Raw genomic sequence first — 22,930 nt, forward strand, 5'->3', positions numbered from 1 at the left:
GGCTAGCGGCTAGTTCTCGACAAGAATCCCGTCGATATCCGCATACACCATCGCGCCCGGCCGGACCTTCACATCCCCGATGCTGATCACTTCATCCACCGAACCGTGCGAGCGCTTGACGGTTTTGCGCGGGTTGCTGCCCAGTGCCTTGATCCCGAGTTCCATCTCAGCCAGTGCCGCACGGTCGCGTACGGCGCCGCTGATGATGACCCCGGCCCAGCCATTGGCTTCGGCATTCGCGGCAATCATGTCACCCATCAGGGCGTAACGCAGGGATGCTCCCCCATCGACCACGAGCACCGCGCCGTTGCCCGGGAAGCTCAGGATCTCCTTGACCAGGCCGTTGTCCTCATGGCACTTCACGGTACGTGCAGGCCCGTGGAAGGACAGCCGCCCGCCGAAGTCCTGGAATTGCGCCGAGACGGACTGCAGCGCATCCCCATGCTGGTCGTAGAGGTCGGCGGTGCTGATCGGTTCCTGGTGCATGATGCTTCCTTCATGAGCTGCGATAGTGGTCCACCACACAGCTTAGCCCGCAGTGCCCGCAACCCCAGCGCATGACGAAAGTGTCAGAGGTTCAGTTCCGCTTCATAGGCCTTGGCGTCCAAAGCGCCGAGGCGCGAGTTGCGGCGGCCGAAGCCCAGATAGATCGCAGCTCCCACAGCCATCCAGATGGCGAAGACCAGCCAGGTGATGCCGGCCAGGTTGAACATCAGGAACAGGCAGGCCGCGATGCCCAGAATCGGGGTCACCGGATACAGCGGGACGCGGAAGGTGCGCGGAGTATCCGGCTGGGTTTTGCGCAGGTACATCACCGAGACGCCGACCAGCGAGAAGGCGAACAGGGTGCCGATGCTGGTCGCTTCGGCCAGCTGGCCCAGCGGGATCAGCGAGGCGGCAATGGCCACGACCGCACCGGTGACGTAGGTGCCGATGACCGGGGTGCGGGTGCTGGGCGAAACCTTGGCGAAGAAGCGCGGGATCAGGCCGTCGCGGCCCATGGAGAGCAGGATGCGCGTCTGCCCGTACAGGGTGGTCAGCACCACCGAGACGATCGCGATCACCGAGGCCAGGGCGAAGGCCAAGACCATCCATTTCTGTCCAGTGATTTCGGAAACGATCTGCACCAGGGCGGCTTCCGATTCGGCGAACCAGTTCCACTCCCGGGCGCCAATGGCGGCTACGGCAACCAGCACGTAAATGGTGGTTACCAGCACCATGGCGATCATGATTGCCCGCGGCAGGTCCTTCTGCGGGTTCTTGGCTTCCTCGCCGGCGGTCGAGGCCGCGTCGAAGCCGATGTAGGAGAAGAAGACCATGGACGCTGCCCCGGTCACGCCCGCGGCGCCCATGGGCAGCAGCGGAGCGAAGTTCCCGGCATTGAAAGCGGTGAAGGCGACCACCACGAAGAAGACGAGGATGGCGATCTTCACGATCACCATGACGGTGTTGGCCAGTGCCGATTCGCGGGCACCGCGTACCAGCAGCAGGGTCGCCAAGATGACCACGATCAAGGCCGAGAGGTTGATGATGCCGCCGTCGCCCGGGCCGGCGGCCAGGGCTTGGGGCAAAGCCAAGCCGAAGATCTCCAGCGTCTGGTTCACGTAGGCGCCGGCACCCACCGCCACCGCTGCCGCGGAAACTGCGTATTCCAGCACCAGGCACCAACCGCACACCCAGGCCATGCCCTCGCCCAGCGTGGCGTAGGAATAGGAATAGCTGGAGCCGGAGACCGGGACCATGCCCGCCATTTCGGCGTAGGAGACCGCCGAAAGCAGCGCGGTGATGCCGGCCAGCACGAAGGCGATCCAGATCGCCGGGCCGGCGACCGGAACGGCAGATCCGAGGATCACCAGGATGCCGGTACCCAGGGTGGCTCCGACGGAGATCATGACCAGCTGGGTGACGCCCAGCGAGCGCTTGAGCGTCCCGAGCCCGGCGTTGTTCGCGGCGTCGTTGGCCATCGCCTGGATGGATTTGCGGCGTCGCAGCTGCTTGCCCAGTGGGGTGCGGCCATGCTGATCAGAGATACTCGTGCTACTCACTTGAAATCCTTGGTGCGTGCTTGAGGCGTCCTGCCTCGATCAATTGGCCCGGCAAACGACAACGCGCTGGGACTATCTGTGGATGGACAGTCCCAGCGCGTCATGCCGCGTGGCTAAGCTTTATTATCAGTCTTCAAACTTCTTGTCCGGGTTGGATGAGGATCGGTTTACCCCGGTCCCCTTTCCCAGGTCAGGATCATTGTCCTTGGCGGCCATGGTCATCACCGAGATGACCAGCAGGCTTGCGACAAAGGCGATGCCGAAACAGGCCAAACCGATATCGAAGCGCAAGGGATTCTGCGATCCGCCGGTGGAGCTAACCAGGCCGACCACGCCGGCGACGATGGCCAGGATCAGCGAGAAGCTCAGTGGGCCCTTGATTGACTGGCTCCACGGTTGCTTCTTCTTGTTGTTTCCCACCAGGAACTCCGTTTCTACTTTTACTGCAGACCTAAAGACTAGTTGCTTTCCTGGTCCGGCGAATTGATCGTGGTCGGGGCGGCTGACTTCATTTCATGGCGATGGCCGAAGGCGGCAATCAGCGCGAAAACGGCCAGAACGATAGTTCCGCCGCCAATCAGGCCGAACAATGCGTGCGCATCCATGCCACCGCTGAAGCACAGCGAAATGGCCAAGATCACGCCTACCGCGCCGGTAACCAGCTGGTTCCTGAACGGCGGGAAGGCCTCGCGATGCTTGGCGAAGACGATGAGCTCGGCAATGCCTCCGGCCAGGAATGCAAAGGCACCCACATAGCCGACCCAGGCAATCGAGCTGACGAAGATGGTGGCGATACCAGCCAGAAGCATCAGTCCCGCACCCAGCGCGTAGGGGGCGCGCGACTTCTCCGGCGCGCTTTCCACAGATACGTACTGCCACATGAACACGCCAGTGACAACGAGGAACGCTGCCGTGGAGTAAGTGACAACCTTGTCATCTGCGCCGATCCAGAAAATCGACATCAGGGCATAGGCCAGGGCTGTCAGGCCGCGCAGGAAGACTGGGCGGAAAACATCTGAAGCTTGAACTGGGGTGGTTTTTGGTGCAGGCACAATTTCTATTCTACCGCTCATAGAACTAACCGCCACTTCGCCCGGGGTTAATCACATCGTCACGGTGCCCGCACTGGCCGATGCCCCTTTCAACCCCTCACCTTGCTGCGTTCGTGGACCAGCTCTCCGTCGATCCATGTCTGATGCACGCCGATATTGCCCAGCTCGGACGCTTCCACTGCAAAGGGGTCCGCCTCCAGTATCGCGAAATCTGCTTGCATGCCAGTTCGGAGGGTGCCGCGGAGGTGTTCCTGGCGATTCGCGTAGGCAGCCCCCGCAGTTTGCGCATACAGTGCATGCTGCAGTGAGATCGCTTCATGGGCAAGCAGGGGCTGGGTCTGGGACCGATGGTCGGTGGCATGCGGATCCACCGGTGGAGCGGTGCGATTGACAGCAGTGTGGATGGCCCACATCGGGTCGGGGCTGGACACTGGCCAGTCGCTGCCCATGGCCAGAGGTATCCCCGCCGATCTCAGGGTCTCGAAGGCGAAATGGGATTTTTGGTGCCGGTGGTCGAGGTAGGGAAGCTTGGTTTCCACAAGCACCGGATCTTGCCGCGCCCAGAGTGCCTGGATATTGGCAATGGCACCCGTCCGAGAAAACAGCTCCAGATCGGCTGGATCCAAGATGTCGATGTGTGCAAGCTGGTGGCGAGGATCCCACCCGTCGCGTACCGGCAGCCGCAATGCTTCCAGCGCGTCATGCACAGCTTGGTCACCGACCGTATGGATGTGCATGTCGAATCCCGCAGCGTCCAGTTGGCGCGTGATCTGGTTCAAGTCCTGCGCGGGGATCAACTGCATCCCTCGGTTGCCCGGATGCCCTGAATACGGTCTCGTCATCGAGGCAGTCAGGTTCTCACAGACACCGTCCAGCATGAGCTTGACCGCACTGGCACGGAATCGGCCGCCTGTGCTTTCACGGCGACGGATCATCTCGGGAATCTGGTCCAAGCCCTGGTCGGCATGCCACCAAAGTGCCCCGGTCACGCTGGCGGCCAGCTTTCCGGAACGTTCCAGGGACCGGTATCGTTCGAAGAAGTCCGGCATTCCCAGTGCTTGGCCCACTGCGGCATCCTGCCAGGCCACGATTCCCATCGACAGCAGATAATCCTGTGCCGCAAGCAGGGCTTGGTCGATCTCGGACTCGCCCGTCTCCGGGAGCATTTTGTTCACGAGTTCCGCCGCGCGTTCCATCAGCATGCCGGTGGCCCGTCCGTTGGGATCCCGCTGGATGATCCCGCCGGCCGGATCCGGAGTGCTGTCCGTAATCCCGGCCAGCTGCAGTGCCCGGGAATTAACCCACGCCCCGTGGCCATCATGGCTAAGCATGTATGCCGGTCGGTCGGGAACTAGTTGGTCCAATAATTCCTTTGTGGGGAACCCCCCGGGGAATACATCCCCGTACCAGCCACCGCCACTGATCCAATCGAGCTCCGGGTGCGTTCGGTCATAGGAGCTGATGATCTCGCGGTACGCGGCAAGCGAATGGACGGCATCCAGGTTGCATTGGAGCAGCTGGAGCCCTCCCAACAGCGGATGAACGTGCGCATCGTGGAAACCAGGCAGCAAGGCTTTGCCTGTCAGGTCGACGACCTCGGTACTTGGGCCGCTCAGTTGATGCGCCGCATCATCCACAGCGATGATCCGGCCGTCCCGCACCGCCAAAGCTGAAGCTTTCGGGTATGACGGATCCATGGTGTAGATCGGACCGTTGGCGAATAACAGTTCTGCCTGCATTATTTCTCCCAGTCAGGGGTGGTCGAAGTCGCCGTTTCGGCTATTGCGTGGACAGCGGATGGCACCTTGCGGCAAATCGCCAGATAGGCAATTCCGCTGAACAGCAAGCCCACCAACCACGCGATATCGATGCCACCGAGCACCTCCGCTGCAGGTCCGGCATAGAAGGCCGTGGACATGAATGGAATCTGCACCACAACTCCCAGCACGAATACAGCCAATGCCCAACGATTCCATGAACCGTATCGTCCGCCCGATGGCAAGTAGAAATCATTGACAGCATAGCTTCCGGCGCGCACCAGATAGTAGTCGACCAGATTGATCGCAGACCAAGGAATCAGCAGATACAGCAAGATGCTCAGGAAGCTGAAATAGCTCGAAGCGAAGGAAGTAGCTGCCGCCAGTGCCAACACTGCACCGATGACGTGGAGCAGTGCGGAGCCCGCGATGCGGTGCTTTGCCGCCGGCCGCCATCCGGTGCGGAACGTTTCCACCAGGGTCAGGAGGCACAGAGTGCTGCAGTACACGTTGACCGAATTGCCCGCAGCCGCGGCCAAGGCGAAGCCGAACAGGATCAGGTAGCCGAAAAATGGACCGGCAATCGCCGACATGGCGCTCATCGTCTCGAGATTCGCATAGGCTACTCCCACCCCTGCTCCAAGGAGCATCAACAGGACACTGGAGACTACGCAACCGAGGTATGTGCCCCAAAACGCGCCGCGTGCCCCGGAGTCCCGCGGCATGTAACGCGAATAATCAGACACATACGGGGCATAAGCCAGTTGCCAGACAACACCGATTGCGACCATGGCGCAGAAACCTGACCAGCTGAACTCCCCAACCAGCACGTTGCCCCAGAATTCCGGGGTGCCTAATAGGGCCGCGAACGCGATGACCGCCAGTGCGCCGACCACGTAAGCACTGATCTCAGTGACTTTTCGGATCAAGTTGTAGCCGAAGGCCGCAATTACGAAGCTCAGCGCAGCACAAGCGATGATGATTGCCGATGGATTGCTCTGCGGAATGATGGCCCTAACCGACGCTGATGACACCACGAGATTAGATGCGAAGTAGCCTACGAACATCAAAATGGCGATGACCACGACCAGGTTTGCGCCTTTGGTGCCGAATTGTCCGCGGGCCTGAAGCATTTGCGGAATTCCCAGCACAGGCCCTTGGGCCGCGTGAAGCGCCATGCCGATGCCACCGATGGCATGGCCCAGGAGAATAGCGAGTGCTGCCGGCAGGAAGGGCAGATCCAGCAGCGTGGTCGCCGTTGCGCCAGTGACGACAGTCAGCGGCGTCATGTTCATGCCCATCCAGATCGCAAACAGCTGCTTGCCGCTGCCGTGTCGTTCATGAGCCGGAATTGGCCCAATGGATTCCTTCTCTATGGCAAATAGCCGGTTCTTCGCGAGGTCGCTCATGATGTTCCTTGCTCGTCGGGAAATGCTTTCCGCTGGCCGAATGCAGACGTACTCGAAAACCTGCATCGGATGGTCTTGGGGGAAGCCGAGGAACCGAAGTCATCGGGTAGCGGGCAGTTGCTGCTGGCGAACCGACACTTATCGGCCAGTCGACCAATACGGATTTACAGCGTGTTCCCCATCACGTTATTTCTAGGGTAGACGACGACTTGAATTACGTAAATGTGCGAATATAGATACTTTGAATCTGTAGAATCGATTCACTTTTCAGAGCAATCGTCGGGGTTGCGACTCTCACTTCAACCCATCTGCGGCTAAGTTAAAGCGCCCGACTTCGAATCTTCGGAGACGAGCGACGGTGCTTCCCTGAGCTACCTTCCAGTTTTTATCGAATGCGCGTGTTATCAAAATTCGACGGCGTTCTCGGAGCCATGCCCGAGCATGGACCCGAGGTGCCCGCTAGCATACAGCGGCATTCCGTCCGTCAACGGCAGCTAGCCATGCTGAATCCAGGTCGTCTTCAAGCCCGTATAATTTTCCAGCGCATGGACGGACAGATCACGCCCAAATCCAGACTGCTTGAAACCGCCAAACGGCGTGGCCAGGCTCAGGGCGTCAACGGTGTTGACCGAGACGGTGCCCGCCACCAGTCGGGATGAGACCCGATGTGCACGGGAAAGGCTGGCTGTCCACAACGATGCTGCCAAACCGTAGTCCGTGCCATTAGCCAGCGATACTGCTTCATCTTCTGTGTCGAAAACCGTCACGGTAGCGACTGGACCAAAGATCTCGGTTCGGTGCAGCGGGTGGTCTTCAGGCAGCCCGGTGATGACGGTCGGCTCGATGTAGGCATCCGAACCGTTCAACGTCAGCCTCCGCCCGCCCGCGAGCACCGTTCCGGCTGCACGACCGGCACCGATCGCCTGTTCCACCTGATCGGCATGTCCACTATTGACCAGCGCACCGCACCCGGGATTCTCCGGGTCCAGGGGATCGCCGGGTAGATAGTCGGCGCTGTGCTTGACTAGGGCCTCAAGGAACTGCTCCGCGACCCCGCGTTGCACCAGGATCCGCGAGTTCGCCGAGCAAACCTCGCCTTGGTTGTAAAAGGCCCCGAAGGCCGCCTTCGCCGCAGCAGTATCCAGGTCCTCTACATCATCGAAGATCAGGTTAGCGCTTTTCCCTCCGGCTTCCAGACCCAGCTGCTTCATATTCGACTGGCCAGAACATTCCAACAGGCGCTTGGCCACAGCAGTCGATCCGGTAAATGCCAAAGCATCCACACCCAGGTGGCGCGCAAGGCCTTCCCCGGCAATCCTGCCTGTGCCGGGCACGACGTTCAGCACCCCCGCTGGCACACCTGCTTCGATAGCCAATTCTCCAAGGAGCAGCGCAGATAGCGAAGACTGGCCCGCCGGTTTGAGCACGACACTGTTCCCCGCGGCCAACGCCGGCGCGAGCTTCCAGCAGGCAATCTCCAACGGATAGTTCCACGGCGTAATCGCAGCAATGACACCCAACGGTACGCGACTCACCAACGCCGTGGATCCCGGTGGGGTGGAAGGGACTTCATCGGACAGCTTGTCCACCAATTCGGCGTACCAGCGGAAGGTCTCGACGCTTCCAGGAACATCCACCGTGCTGGATTGCGCGATGGGTTTGCCCATTTCAAGACTGTCCAGCAATGCCAGTTCTGCCCCATGGGCTTCCATAAGTTCTGCCAGCTGCAGCAGAATGCGCTTGCGCGATTCTGCCCCCAATCCGCTCCAGCGGCCGTCTGCGAATGCCGACCGGGCCGAGGCAACAGCCGCATCCACATCGGAGGCAGAGCAGCTCGCGATATCTGCGAGGTGCCGTCCATCGATTGGGCTGATGCTGGCGAAAGTAGCGCCGTTCTCAGCATCCCGGCGTTGCCCGTCGATCAGTGCCCGCCCGTCAAGGCGCAGCGAACCTGCGAGTTCGCGCCAGGACGTGCCAGTCGATTCTTTGGTCATGATTTTCTCCATCGCTCAGTAGTGGTTGGCGGGTGCCGGATTTTCGAGGGGGCCACGCACCCCGGAGCCGGTGAGCCGGTCCGGATTAAGCGCCTGTTCGAGTTCTTCCGGATCAAGCAGCTTGCGCTCGGCGATCAGCTGGATGAGGTTCTTGCCCTCTTCCAGGGCTTCCTTAGCCAGGCTCGCAGAGCTGGCATAGCCCAGCAGCGGGGTCAGTGCAGTGACCACGCTCAGAGATTCAGCCATGCGGCGGGCCAGCAGCACTTCGTTGGCTTCGATCCCCACGACGCAGCGCTGGCGCAGTAACCGGCAGGCCGATCCGAGCCACTGGATGGACTCCATCAGCGCGTCGACCATGACCGGCTCAAAGGCGTTGAGCTGCAGCTGTCCAGCTTCAGCTGCCATAGTGACTGTGGTGTCTGCCCCGGCGATCCGGAAGGCCACCTGGTTGACCATTTCCGGAATCACTGGGTTGACCTTGCCGGGCATGATCGAGGACCCTGCCTGCACGGCGGGCAGCTTGATTTCGTTAAATCCTGACTGCGGCCCGGAAGACAGCAACCGCAGGTCATTGCAGATCTTGGACAGTTTGATGGCAGAACGCTTGACCACGCCGGAAACGAGCATGAAGACCCCGGTGTCACTGGTCGCTTCGACCAGATTCTCAGCGCTGGAGACCTCGATTCCTGTCAGCTGCGCCAGCTGTTTGACCGCCTCGTGGCGATAGCCGCCGGTAGCAGTGATTCCCGTGCCAATAGCTGTCGCACCAAGGTTGATTTCCTTCAAGTGGACCAGCAGCTCCAGCATGCGCTGCCGGTCCTCGGCTATGGTGTCGGCAAATGCGCCGAATTCCTGCCCCAACGTCATCGGTACCGCGTCTTGCAGCTGAGTGCGCCCCACTTTAAGGATCCCGTCGAATTCTCCGGACTTGGCGCGAAAGGATTGCTCCAGCAGCTGATGCTCGCGGCACAGCTCCACCAGCTCCACGTGAAGGGCGAGTTTGGCGGCCGTCGGATAGGTGTCGTTAGTGCTCTGGCTGCGATTGACGTCGTCGATCGGGTCCAACCGGGCATAGTCGCCTTTGCCGAACCCCATGATTTCTAGAGCCCGATTGGCAATGACCTCGTTAACATTCATGTTGGTACTCGTACCTGCGCCTCCTTGGATCCGGTCCACGACGAAGTGCTCATCCAGCCGCCCGTCCATTACCTCGGATGCGGCCTGATCGATGGCGTTGGCCTTGCCTTGATCTATAACTCCCTGCAGTGCATTGGCCCGGGCCGCGGCACGCTTGATTGCGCCAAAAGCCCAGATCAAATTACGCTGGCTGCCGATATTCCTCCCGCTAACCGGGAAGTTGTCCATGGCCCGCTGGGTGCTGATGCCGTAATAGGCTTGCGCTGGCACTAGGCAGATGCCCAGCGAATCTCTTTCGGCACGCCAAGACTCAGTTGCTGGGTTCATGACTCGTCTCCTTGCAATGCCAGATAGTCCAGGCTGGTCAATGCCAGTGAAATCGAGCCATCATGGATCGCGCGGTTGGCGGCCTCCCCGATGCAATATGCCTCGAATTCCGGTTGATGATTTGATACCGGGTAGCAATCCAATCCGATATAGGGGTGAATTGCCGGAACGACCTGCGACACGTTGCCCATGTCTGTCGAGGCTCGGTTCATGGTGGCCTGTTCAGCGGGTGCATCGAATCGCCGACCCAGAGACTCCGCGTGGCGCTGGTAGATGCCCAGTGCGCGCAGATCCGTGCGGAATTCAGAATACGGTTCCGACTCAGGGGTCAGTTCCAGCTCGCAGCCAGTTGCCAGGGCACCAGCTTCGAAGCAATCCTTGACCCGCGATTCCAGCTTCTCCAATTCGGCAAGAGTCTGGGCACGAACGTACCAGCGGCCTTCGGTCTTCCCGGGAATTGCGTTGGGAGCTTGTCCCCCGTTGGTCTGGATGCCATGGACGCGGGTCCCGGACGGGAGTTGCTGTCGCATGAGCCCCAGGGCAACTTGCGCGACGATGAAGGCATCGTTGGCGTTGACCCCTTGTTCCGGGTAGGCGGCGGCGTGTGCTGCCTTTCCCCGGTATTCCACGTGGTGGTGCCCTACCGCATAAGGATTGGCTTCCGCACTGTCTACTGGAGCCGGATGCGCCATCAATGCCAGATCGAGGCCATTGAAGGCTCCTCGGTTCAGCAGCTCGATCTTGCCGCCTCCGCCTTCCTCGGCCGGCGTTCCATATAGTTCGACGGACAGCCCCGCATCCTCGGCAATGCCTGCCAGCGCGATCGCCGCCCCGCAGGACATTGCCGAGATGATGTTGTGACCGCAGGCATGGCCTAGTCCGGGCAGGGCATCGTATTCAGCCATCAGACCAACACGGCGAGGCCCGCTGCCGTAAACTGCGTGCAGCGCGGTGGGCAGACCCAGATAGCCTCGTTCGACGCTGAAACCGTGCTTTTCCAGCAACTGCGCAGTCCATTCAGCGGCTCGGTGTTCATCCCATCCCAGCTCGGGATTGGCATGAAGCAACTCGGAGAAGGCAATGAGCTCGTCCTGGAGCGATTCCGCAGCGGTTGCGGTTCGCTGCCGCAGTTGCGCCAGCGATCCGGTCTGAAATAGTGGTTCAGCGCTCATCGCCGGGCACCCCGTATCCCGCCGAGGCCGCTGGCTCCAGGGCTCGCTGCACATAGTCGTCGCGCTGTGGCAGCCATACTCCCAGGAGCCTTTCCAACTCGGCAACGGGGTTATCGTGCCAGTCCACGCGCAGATCGGTATCGCGCCAACCATGGCCCGATACAACAGCCAAACCTGCCGAGTGAACGGGTCCGGCTTCGCCTCCGGCGGCCACCCCGGCTTGCAAAGCTGCCAGCAAGCGTTCTTCCAGCTGGCCTTCGGCCGCGATGAATCCCCGCGCCACGGCTTGCGGCACCTGGCCGCTGGCCAACATGTTGCCTGCCGCTATGCAGTTCTCCTGAGCGTAGCCTCCGTGGATTCCCAAGGTTTGTTCGCCTTGGAAAAGCGCATTGCCACCGCTGGCATCCAGAACAGTTATTTGCCGGAACGGTGCGTACCGGTAGCCCTCCAAAGCCGTATCCAGCGCCTGCTGGGCTGATGCCCCGTATTGCATCAGGTCCAGGATCCTGGGCCCCAGCCGTGGGTCTGTGATGTTCTGCGAGCTTACCGCCCCGACGTTGTCTCGCAAGTGCGTGCATCGGGCCGCAACAGCCGGCGATGACGAGGAAACTGCCAATCCGAAACGGCCGTTGCCGTCGGTGCCGATTACGCTGAAAGTCATTGTTCCTCCTTATGAGATAACGGCGGTTGCGTCGATTTCGACAAGCCATTCGGGGCGTGCCAAAGCCTGGACGACCAGCCCCGTGGACACCGGATAGACGCCCTTGAGCCATTTGCCCATGGTCCGGTAGACGGCCTCGCGGTAGCGGGGGTCAATGAGGTAAACCGTCACTTTAACGATGTCTTCGAGGCTGCTGCCAGCTTCCTTGAGCAGCATGTCGATGTTCGCCATGGCCTTTTCGGCTTGCGCCTCGACATCGCCGATGCCCACCGATTCCCTGGTATCGAGGTCCTGTCCGATCTGGCCGCGCAAGTAGACCACGCCGTTGGCGACAACTGCCTGGCACAAGTCGTTGTCCAGATTCTGCTCAGGGTAGGTGTCCTTGGTGTTAAACGTGCGGATGCGGGTGTGGTTCATGTGATTCGTTCCTTGGATTTGCGGGGGTGTTCAGGCCAGGGCCGTAGCGGAAAGCCCGAGGGAGGAGTCCATCGGCAGGTGCTCGGCGTAGGAGCGCTGGATGCTGATCTGATCGGCGATGTACTGCGCGTCGTGCCACACACCCCAGATGAAGCTGGATCCTCGGCGGGACTGCCATGGCAGACCGAGGAAATACACTCCCGGCTCTTCCGAGACGCCTTTCTGGTGCTTGGGCCGGCCACGCTCATCGAAGGTGTCTGCTTCCAGCCAGCTGTAGTCCACAGTGAATCCGGTGGCCCACACGATGGTGCTGACACCAGCGGCCTGCAGGTCGAGTTCGACCAGCGGATCGGTGATGCATTCGGGCAGTTCACCCAGGTCCCGGGCTTCGGGTTCGAGTGGAAAATCCAGCCCGTTGCGCTCGATATAAGCGTCTGCCTCGTCCAGGAGGGACAGGTAGTTCTCATCGCCACTGGCTACATTCGCAGCGAGATCCGGGTCGAAGCGCAGCACACCGTCGCTGTAGGTCGTGGCCCGTCCAACCAGGGTGATGCCCTGGTGGCCGAGAGTTCGGAAGTTGACAGTCTGTCCACCGTTGGCGCCGCTGACTGCGATGGTGACGTGCTCAGCACCTTGGGGCGGCGCAGACATCTCCCATTTATTCAGCACTCCTAGCCACCAGCAGAAATCCTGGCCCCGGTAGCGCCGCGGCGGACGGTCATGCGGTCCCACTGCGAGGTAGACCTGGCGTCCGGACGCGCGCAGTTCTTGGGCAATCTGCACGCCCGAGGAACCGGCGCCGACCACCAGGACATTTCCCTGGGACAGCTGCTGCGGATTACGGTAGGCACTTGAGTGGATCTGATTAACAGGGTTGCTTTCCGGAATGATCCGAGGGATGACCGGCTTCTGGAATGGGCCGGTGGCCGCAACCACGTAATTGGCCTGGATGGCGCCTTCGCTGGTTTGCACGGTGAAGCCGCGGCGACCTTCGTTGCGCGTCACCTTCGTGACTTCAACGCCAGTGCGGACGGGGGCGCCAAGCTTGGAGACGTACTGCTCGAAATACTCGGCAACCTGGTCCTTGGTGGCGAAGGCCTCAGGCTCGATGCCGTTGAACTCCAGATTCGGGAAGCGGTCGTGCCAGGCTGGGCCATTGGCGACCAGCGAGTCCCACCGTCCGGTGCGCCAGCGCTCGGCAATACGGTCCCGCTCGATCACGAGGTGCTTGATGCCGCGCTGTCCTAGGTGCTCGCTCATCGCAATGCCGGCTTGGCCGCCGCCGACCACGAGAACATCTGTGTGGGATTCCTGCATTATTCTTCTCCGTCCAGGGAAAGCTGTCGATTGGTGTTGATTCCAGAATTGCCGATGCAAAACAAATCTGTAAAGAAGTTCTTTTAGTGCATATAAATCTGAGAATTAGATACAGATACAGTGCCTTGACGGTCCTCGCTCTCCGATGGGTCTGGCAGGAAACGGGCCAGGACGCTCAGGCAGATAACGAGCGTCAATTCGAAGGCAACCATGCCCAGCATCAACTCCTCATGCCCGCCAGCCGCGGCAGGCAGCGGCCCGCCACCGTGCTGGTGCCCTCCAGTCTGCGCATGAGCAGTAATGAATCCCATGTGCACTATTGCGCTAGCCCCGGATGCTCCGATGGACCATAAGGCTTTCTGCCGCAATCGGCATTTGGATAGCAAGGGGTGCACCGAGCACCAGAAGCAAAGCAACCCGCCGGCGATCATGAACAGCTTCATGGATCCATCCGAGCGCGCCGCCAAGGCAAAATGCGCCGCGGCAGAGACGAGGGCCAGCGATGAAATGGTCCCCCTGGCCCAATATTCGGCCGTCCCCCGATCATTGCCCGAAGCCCCGATATTCATGGGCGCACGCCCTGTTCCTGGCCGAGCTGCCCCTGGACGATTGTTGGCGCCTTATCATCGATAGCAGTATTGCCGGCCCGGCGGACCTTGCCGCCGCGAAGATAGCCCGCAATACCCAGTGCGAGAATGACCGCCAGCGTGCCCAAGGCAAAGAGCTCGTACTCCAGCTGGGACACGCCCCAGATTCCCTCGAAGTCGTATTCAACAGCGAAGACTGCCTCGAGCGTCCCAGGGAACAAGGCCACCCAAGACCCGAGCAGGATCCAAGCGAAGCAAATGCCGCCCAACACCTTGAAAATGGGATCTGATACCGGCACCCGGAAGGGCCGCGGCACCTCGGAGAATTTGGTGCGCAACCGGACTGCCGCTGGGATGGCAATGAGGTAGCTGAGCAGGAACGTGGAAATCGAGATGGTCAGCACGATGCCGAAGATCGCTCCGCTGGAACCGCTGAGCTGCATGGCTACCAGCATGAAGACCGTCGCCACTACCCCGGAGAGGGTATTAACTCGCATCGGCGTGCCCAGCTTTGGGTTGAAGCGGCCGAAATACCCTCCGAAAAATGAGCCATCTGCTGCAGCCATGGCCTGCATTCGGTCTGAGATGATCATCCATGCACCGCCTTGTGAGACTAATACGAAGCAGAACACCACAGCGGCAATTGCCAGCATGGCAGGTGCACCAGCACCGAAGATGGAGAAGACTTGCTCCACTGCTCCGAACAATCCTCCGATACCGGTAATCTGGTCCAGCGGAACGACGAGCAGAATTGCAAGCACCGGCAACAGGTAGCTGCAAGCAGCGAGGATCGAGGTGCGCGCAATCGAGATGGGCACGTCCTTGGCAGGATTCTTCATCTCCCCGGCGGCGCTGTTACCGGATTCGAAGCCGAGAAAGGAGAACAGCAGTAGCGGAGTCAAGCCGAGGAATCCGCCTAATGTCGGGCTGAAATCCCCGAAAGACAATCCATTAAAACCGTTGACGAAACCGTAGATCAATGTGACGACAAGGAAAAATACGAGGAAGGCCAGCTTGAGAATGGCACCGAGCGAAGGGAGCCACTTTCCGTGCTTAAGGCTGATAATCGCGGAAGTCACGGTGATCCAAATGAAAGCTAGCTTGAACAGGTAATCCCACACCGACCCGGCTTCGATGGCGGAGACATACTCCGACCAAGTCTCGACGGCCACGAAAGCCATTGCCCCGCCAACCCATACTGGCTGGGTCACCCATGTGAGCAGCGCGGCAATAGCAGCAACGACACGGCCGAAAGCCATCCTGGTCCAGACGTAGACTCCACCCTCCTCGGTGAACGTCCCACCAGTTTCGGCGAAGATCAGGCCATAGGGAATCATGAAGGTAATAGCCAGGATGAAGGTCCAGGTGAACGTCTCCGCGCCAAAACCGGAGACGGAGCCGAGAATCTCGATGGAGACTACTGCGGCGACTACCAGGAGCAGGATATCCAGGCGCCCAAGGCTCTTTTGCAGGTGCTGTGTTTGATCCTGGGCTAGTTGTGTTGATGACGCGTCGTTATGCATGTCTATGTCCCTTTGCCCTTGCTTGCCTGCGGGGCACGCTCGTGCCAGCAGGAACTGTGGTGCTCTGGAATCCGGCCGCGCGGGGAATCCCAGAGCAATTAGCGGCAACGCTGTGGCACTATCCAATCCAAGAAGTGCTCCGCATCACATGAATTAAGGCTAAGGCCGCATTTGAATCAAGTAAATAAATATAATTCGATGATTCGAATCGGATTCCCAGATTTAGATACCCCACTCCCGTGGGAACTCGACACTCTCGCAAACAACCCGCAGCTACAGTCATTACATTTGCCAACCACCGAAACTCAGGGGCTGGAAGCGAGTTTGACAAAGACCCGCCGCGAGGGAGGTCGGAAATTCCTTTCGCGAAACTCTTTACCTTTGACCATGGCCTCTGTCACAATCGATATTGTTTTTGAACAACTGTTCCACCAAAGCAATAGGAGATATCGATGACAACTCAGGATTCCACCACCGCAGTGGGCACTGCTCACCCGCTGGAGCAGATTACCTCCGAGGAAATCGAGCTCGCCCGACGCCTCCTGGATAGCGCCGGGCTCATAGCGGACACCACCCGCTTCGCCTATCTGGGGCTTCTCGATCCCCCTAAGGACCTGTTGTATTCAGCAACCGAGATGGAGATTCCCCGCAAGATCCGTGTAATGCTCTATGACCCGAGCAAATCCTGGTCAGCGGATATCATCCTGTCTCTGACCAGCGGGGAGATCGAGTCCCAGCGGGACATCGATCCAGAATTCGATGGACAAGTCCCGGTTCTGCTGGAGGAATTCGATACCGTAGAAGAAATCTTGGCCGCCGACGAAGGATGGATCAACGCTCTGGCCAGCCGCGGATTGACGCCGTCCCAAGTTCGCGTCGCGCCGCTGTCCGCCGGAGTCTTCGACTACGAGAACGAAGAGGGGAAGCGCCTGCTGCGCGGTCTTGGATTCGTGCAGAACTCCCCAGAGGACCATGCTTGGGCGCACCCAATCGACCGGCTCGTCGCCTTCGTCGACCTGGAGAACCGCCGAGTGGACAGGCTCATCGATGACGGCCCGGTTCCCGTCCCCGAAATCAATGGAAATTACACTGATTCTGCCGTGTCCGGCGAGCTCCGTGATGATATGAAACCCATCGAGATCACCCAGCCGGAAGGCGCCAGCTTCACGCTCGAGGGCAACCATCTCTCGTGGCTCGGCTGGGATCTGCGCGTAGGATTCGACGCCCGCGAGGGCTTGGTCCTGCACCAAATCCACCACACGCAGAATCAGAGACGCCGTTCGCTGATCCACCGGGCTTCCATTTCGGAAATGGTTGTCCCCTACGGCGACCCGGCACCCTACCGCAGCTGGCAGAACTATTTCGACACCGGCGAATACCTGGTGGGCCGCGATGCGAACTCGCTGAAGCTAGGTTGTGACTGCCTAGGCGAAATCCACTACATGTCCCCCGTGGTTGCCGATGACTTCGGCAACGCACGAGTCATCGAGAACGGCATCTGCATCCACGAGGAAGACGCTGGCATAGGCTGGAAGCACACCGATGAATGGGCCGGGTCAAACGAGGTGCGCCGCAATCGCCGACTTGTCGTGTCCTTCTTCACCACCGTGGGCAACTACGACTACGGCTTCTACTGGTACCTCTACCTGGATGGAACCATAGAATTTGAAGCTAAGGCCACCGGAATCGTATTCACCGCAGCGTTGCCGCACAAGGGATACAAATATGCTTCGGAAATCGCTCCGGGCCTGGCTGCCCCATACCACCAGCATTTGTTCGGAGCTCGATTGGACATGATGCTCGATGGGCACACGAACGCCGTCGATGAGCTGGACGTAGTCCGCCTGCCCAAATCCTCGGAGAATCCGCATGGCAACGCGTTCACACAGAGCCGGTTGCGCTTGGGTCATGAGAAGCAGGCGGTGCGCGATGCCAACGCCGCAGCCGGTCGCATCTGGCAGGTGAGCAACCCCAATTCGCTGAACCAAGTAGGCGAGCCGGTGGGCTACACCCTGTACCCGCAGAACAACCCAACCCTGGCCATGGCGGATAACTCGTCCATCGCCGCCCGAGCTGCTTTCACGCGCCATGACTTATGGGTCACGCGCTTCGCCGAAGGCGAGCTCTATGCCGCCGGCGACCTGGTCAACCGCAATCCCGGTGGTGCTGGCCTGCCTGCATTCGTGGAAGCAGACAGGGATATCGACGGGCAAGACATCGTCCTGTGGCATTCCTTCGGTCTGACTCACTTCCCACGTCCCGAGGACTGGCCGATTATGCCGGTGGATACCGTAGGTTTCTCGCTGAAGCCGCACGGGTTCTTCAATGAGAACCCGATGCTCAATATCCCGTCCTCGGCTGGCTCGCACTGTGCCACCGATGCCCCCGGCTCAGGCGGGCATTGCGGAGCGTAGCTCACGCGTACCTTCGAACATGCAAGGATAGTCAGGTGGTGGGGCCTTCAAGGTCCCAGCACCTGTCCTTTTCCACAGAGCCATCTGCGAATGGCCTTTACCGCCGGAAAGCTGCGTAACCATGCCCCGCCTTGTCGACCATGAAGAACGCCGTGCGGCAATAATCCGCACCACATGGAACATCATTGCCACGAGAGGGATCGACAACGCGACGATGCGCGACATCGCCAGCGAATGCGGCTACGCCACGCCTGGAATTATTTCCCACTACTTCGCAAACAAGAACGAGCTGCTGCTCGCGGCTTACGAGCTGATCTGCCAGCATACCGACCAACGCATCGCGCGGGTCCTGAAATCCCGCCAAGGACTGGATGCCCTGTTGGCACTGTGCTTTGAGATCATCCCCGCCGATGAAATCACCACAAACGAAGCCCGCGTTGCCATTGCCTTTTGGCAAAGGGCCCAGACCGATGAGGCATTGCGAAGAATTGGAGCGGCAGCTCTCAACGGCTGGAAGGTTCAGATCATGCAGTGCCTGAACGCAGCTAAGACCCTTGGTGAAGTGCCCCGTAATTTGAATTTGAGTCATGCTCGCAGCGAGCTGATAAATACCATGATGGGCTTGCACATCACCTCGATGCTGGATCCGGCAGAAGTCACGTCCTCTCACCAACGGCATCTGCTCAAGAAAATGATTGACCGCTATCGGTCATCGAACTAGCGGATTACTGCGTGATTTTGGCAAGGGAGATCGTAGCCTGTTCCGCGACCTGCGCGTGAACGGCTTCGGCCACCGCGCGCATTCTCCCGGTAGGTCGTTGCGAACGAAGGTAGGCAAGGACCGTGCGCAATTCCGGAACCTTGTCTGCAATCTCCACAATGGCTACCTGATTGCCGTCGTAAGTCGACGAATGCGTTGGCCGCTGGTGGAGAATCGAGTAGCCGTGCGAGTGCGCTACGAAAGTTCGCACAGTTTCATAGCTCGCTGATTGGTATCGAACTTTTGGCTCCACACCTGCATTCCGGAGAATCGAGAGCATCAGTTCCCTGGAATGCGGCATGTCCAGCAAGATGAAAGGCTCATCGCTCAGCTGCTGCAGCTTTAGGGCTTTCGCACCAGCCAGCTCATGCTCCATGGGCAGGGCAATATAAGGTCTAGCGCTGCTGACGGTATTCATCGCTACATTTTCCGGCAGCCCCAGATCGTAACAGAGAGCCAGATCAGCCTGCCCCTCGCTCAAAGCCCTCGCACAGCCAGCTGCATCTGCTTCCAAAACCTCAAGCACAAGTTCGGGATGCTCGGCTTTGAGCCGACTTACCAGTTCTGGGATATGAAACGGTGCCAATGTGCTGAAGCAGGCCAGTCGCACCACTCCGGAAACTCTGGATTGGTCGCCCTTTGCGTTCTCTACGATCTCTTCAAGATGTGCGAGCACCGCATTGGCGTCCTTCAGGAAGAGCTCCCCCGATTGGGTCAGCAATAGCCCCTTGGCACGCTGGCGGATAAACAGCTGGGAACCGAGCTGTTTTTCTAGCTGTGCCACAGCACTCGATACGGCTGACTGAGCGACCTTCAGCCGTTCAGCGGCGCCTGTCATCGACAGCTGTGCCGCTGCTTCGCTAAAGTACCTCAGCTGCGTCAACGTGATATCCATACGGCCAGTATAGAAGTCCTAGATCAGGAATAGCGATGAAATTTAGCAATTACCATCTAATAATCCGTTGATACTTTCCATGCGATATGTCTAGTTGCTCAAGCTTTTCCCTTCTAGAGCCGGCGGCGAATCAGCGACTGGTCCAGATCCCCGATGCTCGCCGCGCCCATCAGCTGCATAGTCACTTCCACTTCCTTGGCCAGCAATTCGATGGCACGGCTGACACCTTCCTCTCCCCCAGCCATCAAGCCGTAGAGGTAGGCACGGCCAATCAGCACGAAGTCCGCTCCGGCACACAGCGCGGCGACAATGTCCGCACCGGACATGATGCCCGAATCCATGATGATTTCCATGTCCTCACCGACTTCGGCACGCACTTCGCCCAAGGCCTCGAAGGCGATCGGCGCGCGGTCCAGCTGCCGGCCGCCATGATTGGAGACCACCAGTCCGTCAGCACCGGCGGCCTGTGCCTTGGCAGCGTCTTCGCTGGTGAGCACGCCCTTGACGAAAAGCTTGCCCTTCCACAGCTCGCGGATCCATTTCAGATCCTCGAAGTCCAAGGAGGAATCGAACATGGAGTTGATGATCGTCGGCAGGTCTGCCGACGTATCCGACAATGATGCGAACTTCAGCGAATCGGTGGTCAGGAAGTTGTACCACCATTCGGGTCGGTACGACGCGTCGAGCACGGTCTTCACGGTCAATTCCGGCGGGATCTTCATGCCGTTGCGGGTATCGCGGTGGCGCTGGCCGGCCACCGGGGTGTCCACGGTGACCAGCAAGGTGTCATAGCCCGCTGCAGCAGCACGTTCCACCAGCGCCCTGGACTTCTCCCGGTCCTTCCACAGATAGAGCTGGAACCATTTGCGGCCCTCGGGTGCTGCCTCGGCGACCTCCTCGATGGATCGGGTGCCCATGGTGGACAGGCTGAAGGGAATCCCTGCTTTCTGGGCAGCCCGCGAGCCGCCGATTTCGCCCTCGGAGTGCATGAAGCGGGTGAAACCGGTGGGGGCGATGCCGAAGGGCAATGCCGATGGGGCACCGGCAATGGTGGTGGAAAGATCCGACTGCGCGGTTCCGTGCAGGATTCGCGGCAACAGCTCAACGCTGTCGAACACCGCGCGGGCGCGGGTCGCGGTGATTTCTCGCCCGGCAGCGCCATCTACATAGTCGAAGGCCGCGGCGGGCGTGCGGCGCTTGGCGATCTTGCGCAGATCCCAGATGTCGGCGGCACCGGCCAGCCGGGCGGCGCGAGGGCTAGTGGAGGGGAGCTTGAACTTCATCAGGCTGACCAGTTCGGCCACGTCGGGCAGTTGGCGCTTGAGATTACCCATGGATTGTTCCTTTACTTCGGTGGAAATTGCCGGTCTAGTACAGGGTGCGCGAGCTTGCGCGGGTGCCGATGAAGATTGCAATGGCCGAGGACAGGCAGCACAACGCCAGGTATCCCGCTGGCATCGCGATGGAGCCGTTGCCCGCTTGCAAGAGCGCGGCGGCAATCAGCGGTGAGAGCCCAGCGACGATGGCGCCGTTCAGTTCGCGCGCGATGGCAATCCCCGAGAAGCGCACCGAGACGGGGAACAGCTCGGTGAGGAAGGCCCCTTGGGCACCGGAAGTGCACGGGATCACCAGCGCGTAGCCGGCGGCGATGCCCAGGAACCCGAGGACGAACTCGCCGGTGGAGATCAGTGCGAAGATCGGGAAAGCGAGGACCAAGCCGGAGATATTTCCTGCCGCCAGCACCTTGGAGGCGCCGAACCGGTCGGCTAGCCAGCCGCCCACCGGCGTGAGCAATACGGAGACCAGGGAGCCTAAGGTGACCGCCAGCAGCGCATGGCTGCGTTCCATGCCGCTGGTGACCATCAGGCTCAGCGCGAAGACCGCAAGGATGTAGTTCACCGCGTTGTGCCCGGTGATGGCCAGGAAGCCCAGGGCCACGCGGCGCCAGTGCGCGGCGAAAACCTGCACGATGGGGAGCTTGGCCTGCTGCTGCTCGGCACGGGCCGAGGCCATGGCGGCGGCATAGTCCGGGGTCTCTTCCAGCTTGTTGCGGATGTAGATGGCCACGACGAACAGCAGTGCCGAGACCAGGAATGGGATGCGCCAGGCCCACCCGAGCAGTACTTCGTCACCGGCCAGCGAGACCAGGAAGAAGCACACGGTGGCCAGCGCAATGCCCAGCGGCGGGGTGGAGAGCACCAGCGAGGTGTAGAACCCGCGTTTTCTCGGCTCCACGTATTCGGCCACCAGCGTCATGGCACCGGTCAGTTCCGCGCCAGCGCCGAATCCCTGGATCAGGCGCAGCAGCACCAGCAGGCCCACGGACCACACGCCCCAGGTCTGCGCGGTCGGCAGCAGGCCGATGCCCACGGTGGCGATGCCCATCAGGATGACCGAGAGCAGCATGGCCGGGCGGCGCCCGAACCGGTCCCCCAGGTGGCCGATGAGCACACCGCCCAGCGGGCGGGCCACGAAGCCCACCGCGAAGGTCGCAAAGGACGCGATCGAGGCCGCCGATTCACCGGCCCCGGCGAAGAACAGCGGACCGATCACCACCGATGCGGCCGCGCCATACAGCGCGTAGTCGTACCATTCGATGGCCGTGCCGAAGACAGAGGCGAACAGGGCCCGGCGCCGGTTGCGCGCTTGCTGCGTGCTGGCAGAGTTCTGGGTGATCGGCACAGTCGTAGTCCTTGCGATAAAGTGGTGTTCCGTAAGATACCTGAAATATATTTCATCCCAGACTAGAGTGTTGCCCAGAGCGATAGCTAGATCAGGTCGCCAAGTTACGCCCCTTAGGAATCGGAAAACCATGGCCAGCTCGCTCTCCGAACAGCTCACGCTCACCTTGCGCGAACGCATCAACCGCGGGGAACTTGCCCCGGGAAGCCTGATCATCGAGCCGGCACTGGCCCAGGAGTTCGAGGTCTCCAAGACCCCGGTGCGCGAGTCCCTGCGCCAACTCACCAGCGAGGGCCTGCTGCAGGTGCTGCCCAAGAAGGGCTATCTGGTTCGCGCCATCTCCATGAATGATGTCTATGAAGTCCTGGAACTGCGCAGCTTGCTCGAACCGCATGTGGCGGGACAGGTAGCCAGCATGCATTCGGCAGCGCTTGTAGTTTCCCTGGCCGGGCACCTTGAAGCCCAGCAAAAGCTGGCGGTCTCCGACCCCATTGCCTCCATGCATGCCGCCCAGTGCTTCCATAGCGAACTGGCCGCGGCATCGCGCAACTCCCGCATTGTGGACAGCCTGGAGAACTGCTTCACGCAGACCGCTCGGGCCCACTACGTGTTGCCCTCCATGCAGCCATACATGTCCCAATCGGACGAGCTGGCCGAGCACCAGTCGATCTTTGCCGCCATACAGAATTCGGATCCTTCAGCGGCCACCGAGGCCATGGCGCTGCATCTGGAATCCATCCGCCGAGCCATGCTGGGCCATCACTAGCGGCCAACCATTGGT

20 protein-coding genes are annotated in these 22,930 nt (G+C 60.4%); 3 read left to right on the plus strand and 17 right to left on the minus strand.

The genetic code is table 11. From position 1 onward, the window contains the following. Positions 1–9: 9 nt before the first annotated feature. The 14 genes from rraA to AAZQ98_RS01760 form a co-directional block, all read right to left on the minus strand. Positions 10–486: a ribonuclease E activity regulator RraA gene (gene rraA, locus AAZQ98_RS01695; protein WP_105656102.1), complete on the minus strand. Its 477-nt coding sequence runs from the start codon at positions 484–486 to the stop codon at positions 10–12. A gap of 83 nt (positions 487–569) precedes the next feature. After that, entirely contained in the window at positions 570–1,964 is a 1,395-nt protein-coding gene (locus tag AAZQ98_RS01700; RefSeq protein WP_434690094.1) for an amino acid permease, read from the minus strand. A 207-nt stretch (positions 1,965–2,171) separates the two neighbouring features. Then, on the minus strand, positions 2,172–2,465 hold the full coding sequence (locus tag AAZQ98_RS01705; protein ID WP_286134039.1) for a hypothetical protein: 294 nt from the start codon (positions 2,463–2,465) through the stop codon (positions 2,172–2,174). A gap of 38 nt (positions 2,466–2,503) precedes the next feature. Then, on the minus strand, positions 2,504–3,097 hold the full coding sequence (locus AAZQ98_RS01710) for a DUF308 domain-containing protein (protein ID WP_434689331.1): 594 nt from the start codon (positions 3,095–3,097) through the stop codon (positions 2,504–2,506). An 89-nt stretch (positions 3,098–3,186) separates the two neighbouring features. After that, the gene (locus tag AAZQ98_RS01715; RefSeq protein WP_434689333.1) at positions 3,187–4,836 is read right to left on the minus strand and encodes an amidohydrolase; all 1,650 of its coding nucleotides are present in this window, start codon (positions 4,834–4,836) and stop codon (positions 3,187–3,189) included. Continuing rightward, complete coding sequence (locus AAZQ98_RS01720; protein WP_434689335.1) at positions 4,836–6,263, minus strand: purine-cytosine permease family protein; 1,428 nt, start codon at positions 6,261–6,263, stop codon at positions 4,836–4,838. Before AAZQ98_RS01720 ends, AAZQ98_RS01715 begins: the two co-directional genes overlap by 1 nt. 494 nt (positions 6,264–6,757) lie before the next feature. Further along, a complete protein-coding gene (locus AAZQ98_RS01725) occupies positions 6,758–8,257 on the minus strand; it encodes an aldehyde dehydrogenase (protein ID WP_434689336.1) in 1,500 nt (499 codons plus the stop codon). A 15-nt stretch (positions 8,258–8,272) separates the two neighbouring features. Next, on the minus strand, positions 8,273–9,721 hold the full coding sequence (locus tag AAZQ98_RS01730; RefSeq protein ID WP_434689338.1) for an aspartate ammonia-lyase: 1,449 nt from the start codon (positions 9,719–9,721) through the stop codon (positions 8,273–8,275). Beyond that, the gene (locus tag AAZQ98_RS01735; RefSeq protein WP_434689341.1) at positions 9,718–10,893 is read right to left on the minus strand and encodes a M20 family metallopeptidase; all 1,176 of its coding nucleotides are present in this window, start codon (positions 10,891–10,893) and stop codon (positions 9,718–9,720) included. Before AAZQ98_RS01735 ends, AAZQ98_RS01730 begins: the two co-directional genes overlap by 4 nt. Continuing rightward, positions 10,883–11,554 carry a DUF1028 domain-containing protein gene (locus AAZQ98_RS01740; RefSeq protein ID WP_434689343.1) on the minus strand — a complete coding sequence of 224 codons (672 nt, stop codon included), beginning with the start codon at positions 11,552–11,554 and terminating at the stop codon, positions 10,883–10,885. The genes AAZQ98_RS01735 and AAZQ98_RS01740 overlap by 11 nt, the downstream gene beginning before the upstream one ends. A gap of 9 nt (positions 11,555–11,563) precedes the next feature. Then, positions 11,564–11,971 (minus strand): RidA family protein, encoded by a 408-nt coding sequence (locus AAZQ98_RS01745; RefSeq protein ID WP_431491711.1) that lies wholly within the window; start codon positions 11,969–11,971, stop codon positions 11,564–11,566. 30 nt (positions 11,972–12,001) lie between these two features. After that, a complete protein-coding gene (locus AAZQ98_RS01750) occupies positions 12,002–13,288 on the minus strand; it encodes a flavin-containing monooxygenase (protein WP_434689344.1) in 1,287 nt (428 codons plus the stop codon). An 83-nt stretch (positions 13,289–13,371) separates the two neighbouring features. Next, positions 13,372–13,857 carry a hypothetical protein gene (locus AAZQ98_RS01755; protein WP_434689345.1) on the minus strand — a complete coding sequence of 162 codons (486 nt, stop codon included), beginning with the start codon at positions 13,855–13,857 and terminating at the stop codon, positions 13,372–13,374. Continuing rightward, positions 13,854–15,398, minus strand: coding sequence for an APC family permease (locus AAZQ98_RS01760; protein WP_434689346.1), 1,545 nt, complete (start codon positions 15,396–15,398; stop codon positions 13,854–13,856). The genes AAZQ98_RS01755 and AAZQ98_RS01760 overlap by 4 nt, the downstream gene beginning before the upstream one ends. Positions 15,399–15,850: 452 nt before the next feature. On the opposite strand from AAZQ98_RS01760, the gene AAZQ98_RS01765 reads away from it, so the two are divergent. Beyond that, positions 15,851–17,812 carry a primary-amine oxidase gene (locus AAZQ98_RS01765; RefSeq protein WP_434689348.1) on the plus strand — a complete coding sequence of 654 codons (1,962 nt, stop codon included), beginning with the start codon at positions 15,851–15,853 and terminating at the stop codon, positions 17,810–17,812. A 121-nt stretch (positions 17,813–17,933) separates the two neighbouring features. Further along, positions 17,934–18,533: a TetR/AcrR family transcriptional regulator gene (locus tag AAZQ98_RS01770; RefSeq protein ID WP_434689350.1), complete on the plus strand. Its 600-nt coding sequence runs from the start codon at positions 17,934–17,936 to the stop codon at positions 18,531–18,533. 4 nt (positions 18,534–18,537) lie between these two features. Here the strand turns inward: AAZQ98_RS01770 and AAZQ98_RS01775 are convergent, their stop codons facing one another. The 3 genes from AAZQ98_RS01775 to AAZQ98_RS01785 all read right to left on the minus strand — a co-directional run bounded on the left by AAZQ98_RS01775 (position 18,538) and on the right by AAZQ98_RS01785 (position 22,149). Then, entirely contained in the window at positions 18,538–19,467 is a 930-nt protein-coding gene (locus AAZQ98_RS01775) for a LysR substrate-binding domain-containing protein (protein WP_434689351.1), read from the minus strand. A gap of 113 nt (positions 19,468–19,580) precedes the next feature. Next, on the minus strand, positions 19,581–20,801 hold the full coding sequence (locus AAZQ98_RS01780; RefSeq protein ID WP_434689353.1) for an alpha-hydroxy acid oxidase: 1,221 nt from the start codon (positions 20,799–20,801) through the stop codon (positions 19,581–19,583). Positions 20,802–20,835: 34 nt separating this feature from the next. After that, positions 20,836–22,149, minus strand: coding sequence for an MFS transporter (locus tag AAZQ98_RS01785; protein ID WP_434689355.1), 1,314 nt, complete (start codon positions 22,147–22,149; stop codon positions 20,836–20,838). Between the two features lie 130 nt (positions 22,150–22,279). Between AAZQ98_RS01785 and AAZQ98_RS01790 the strand changes: the two genes are divergently transcribed. Further along, the gene (locus AAZQ98_RS01790; RefSeq protein WP_434689357.1) at positions 22,280–22,915 is read left to right on the plus strand and encodes a GntR family transcriptional regulator; all 636 of its coding nucleotides are present in this window, start codon (positions 22,280–22,282) and stop codon (positions 22,913–22,915) included. The last annotated feature ends 15 nt before the right edge of the window (positions 22,916–22,930 follow it).

This window comes from Glutamicibacter sp. Je.9.36 (genome assembly GCF_051129975.1).
In the GTDB taxonomy this organism is placed as follows: domain Bacteria; phylum Actinomycetota; class Actinomycetes; order Actinomycetales; family Micrococcaceae; genus Glutamicibacter.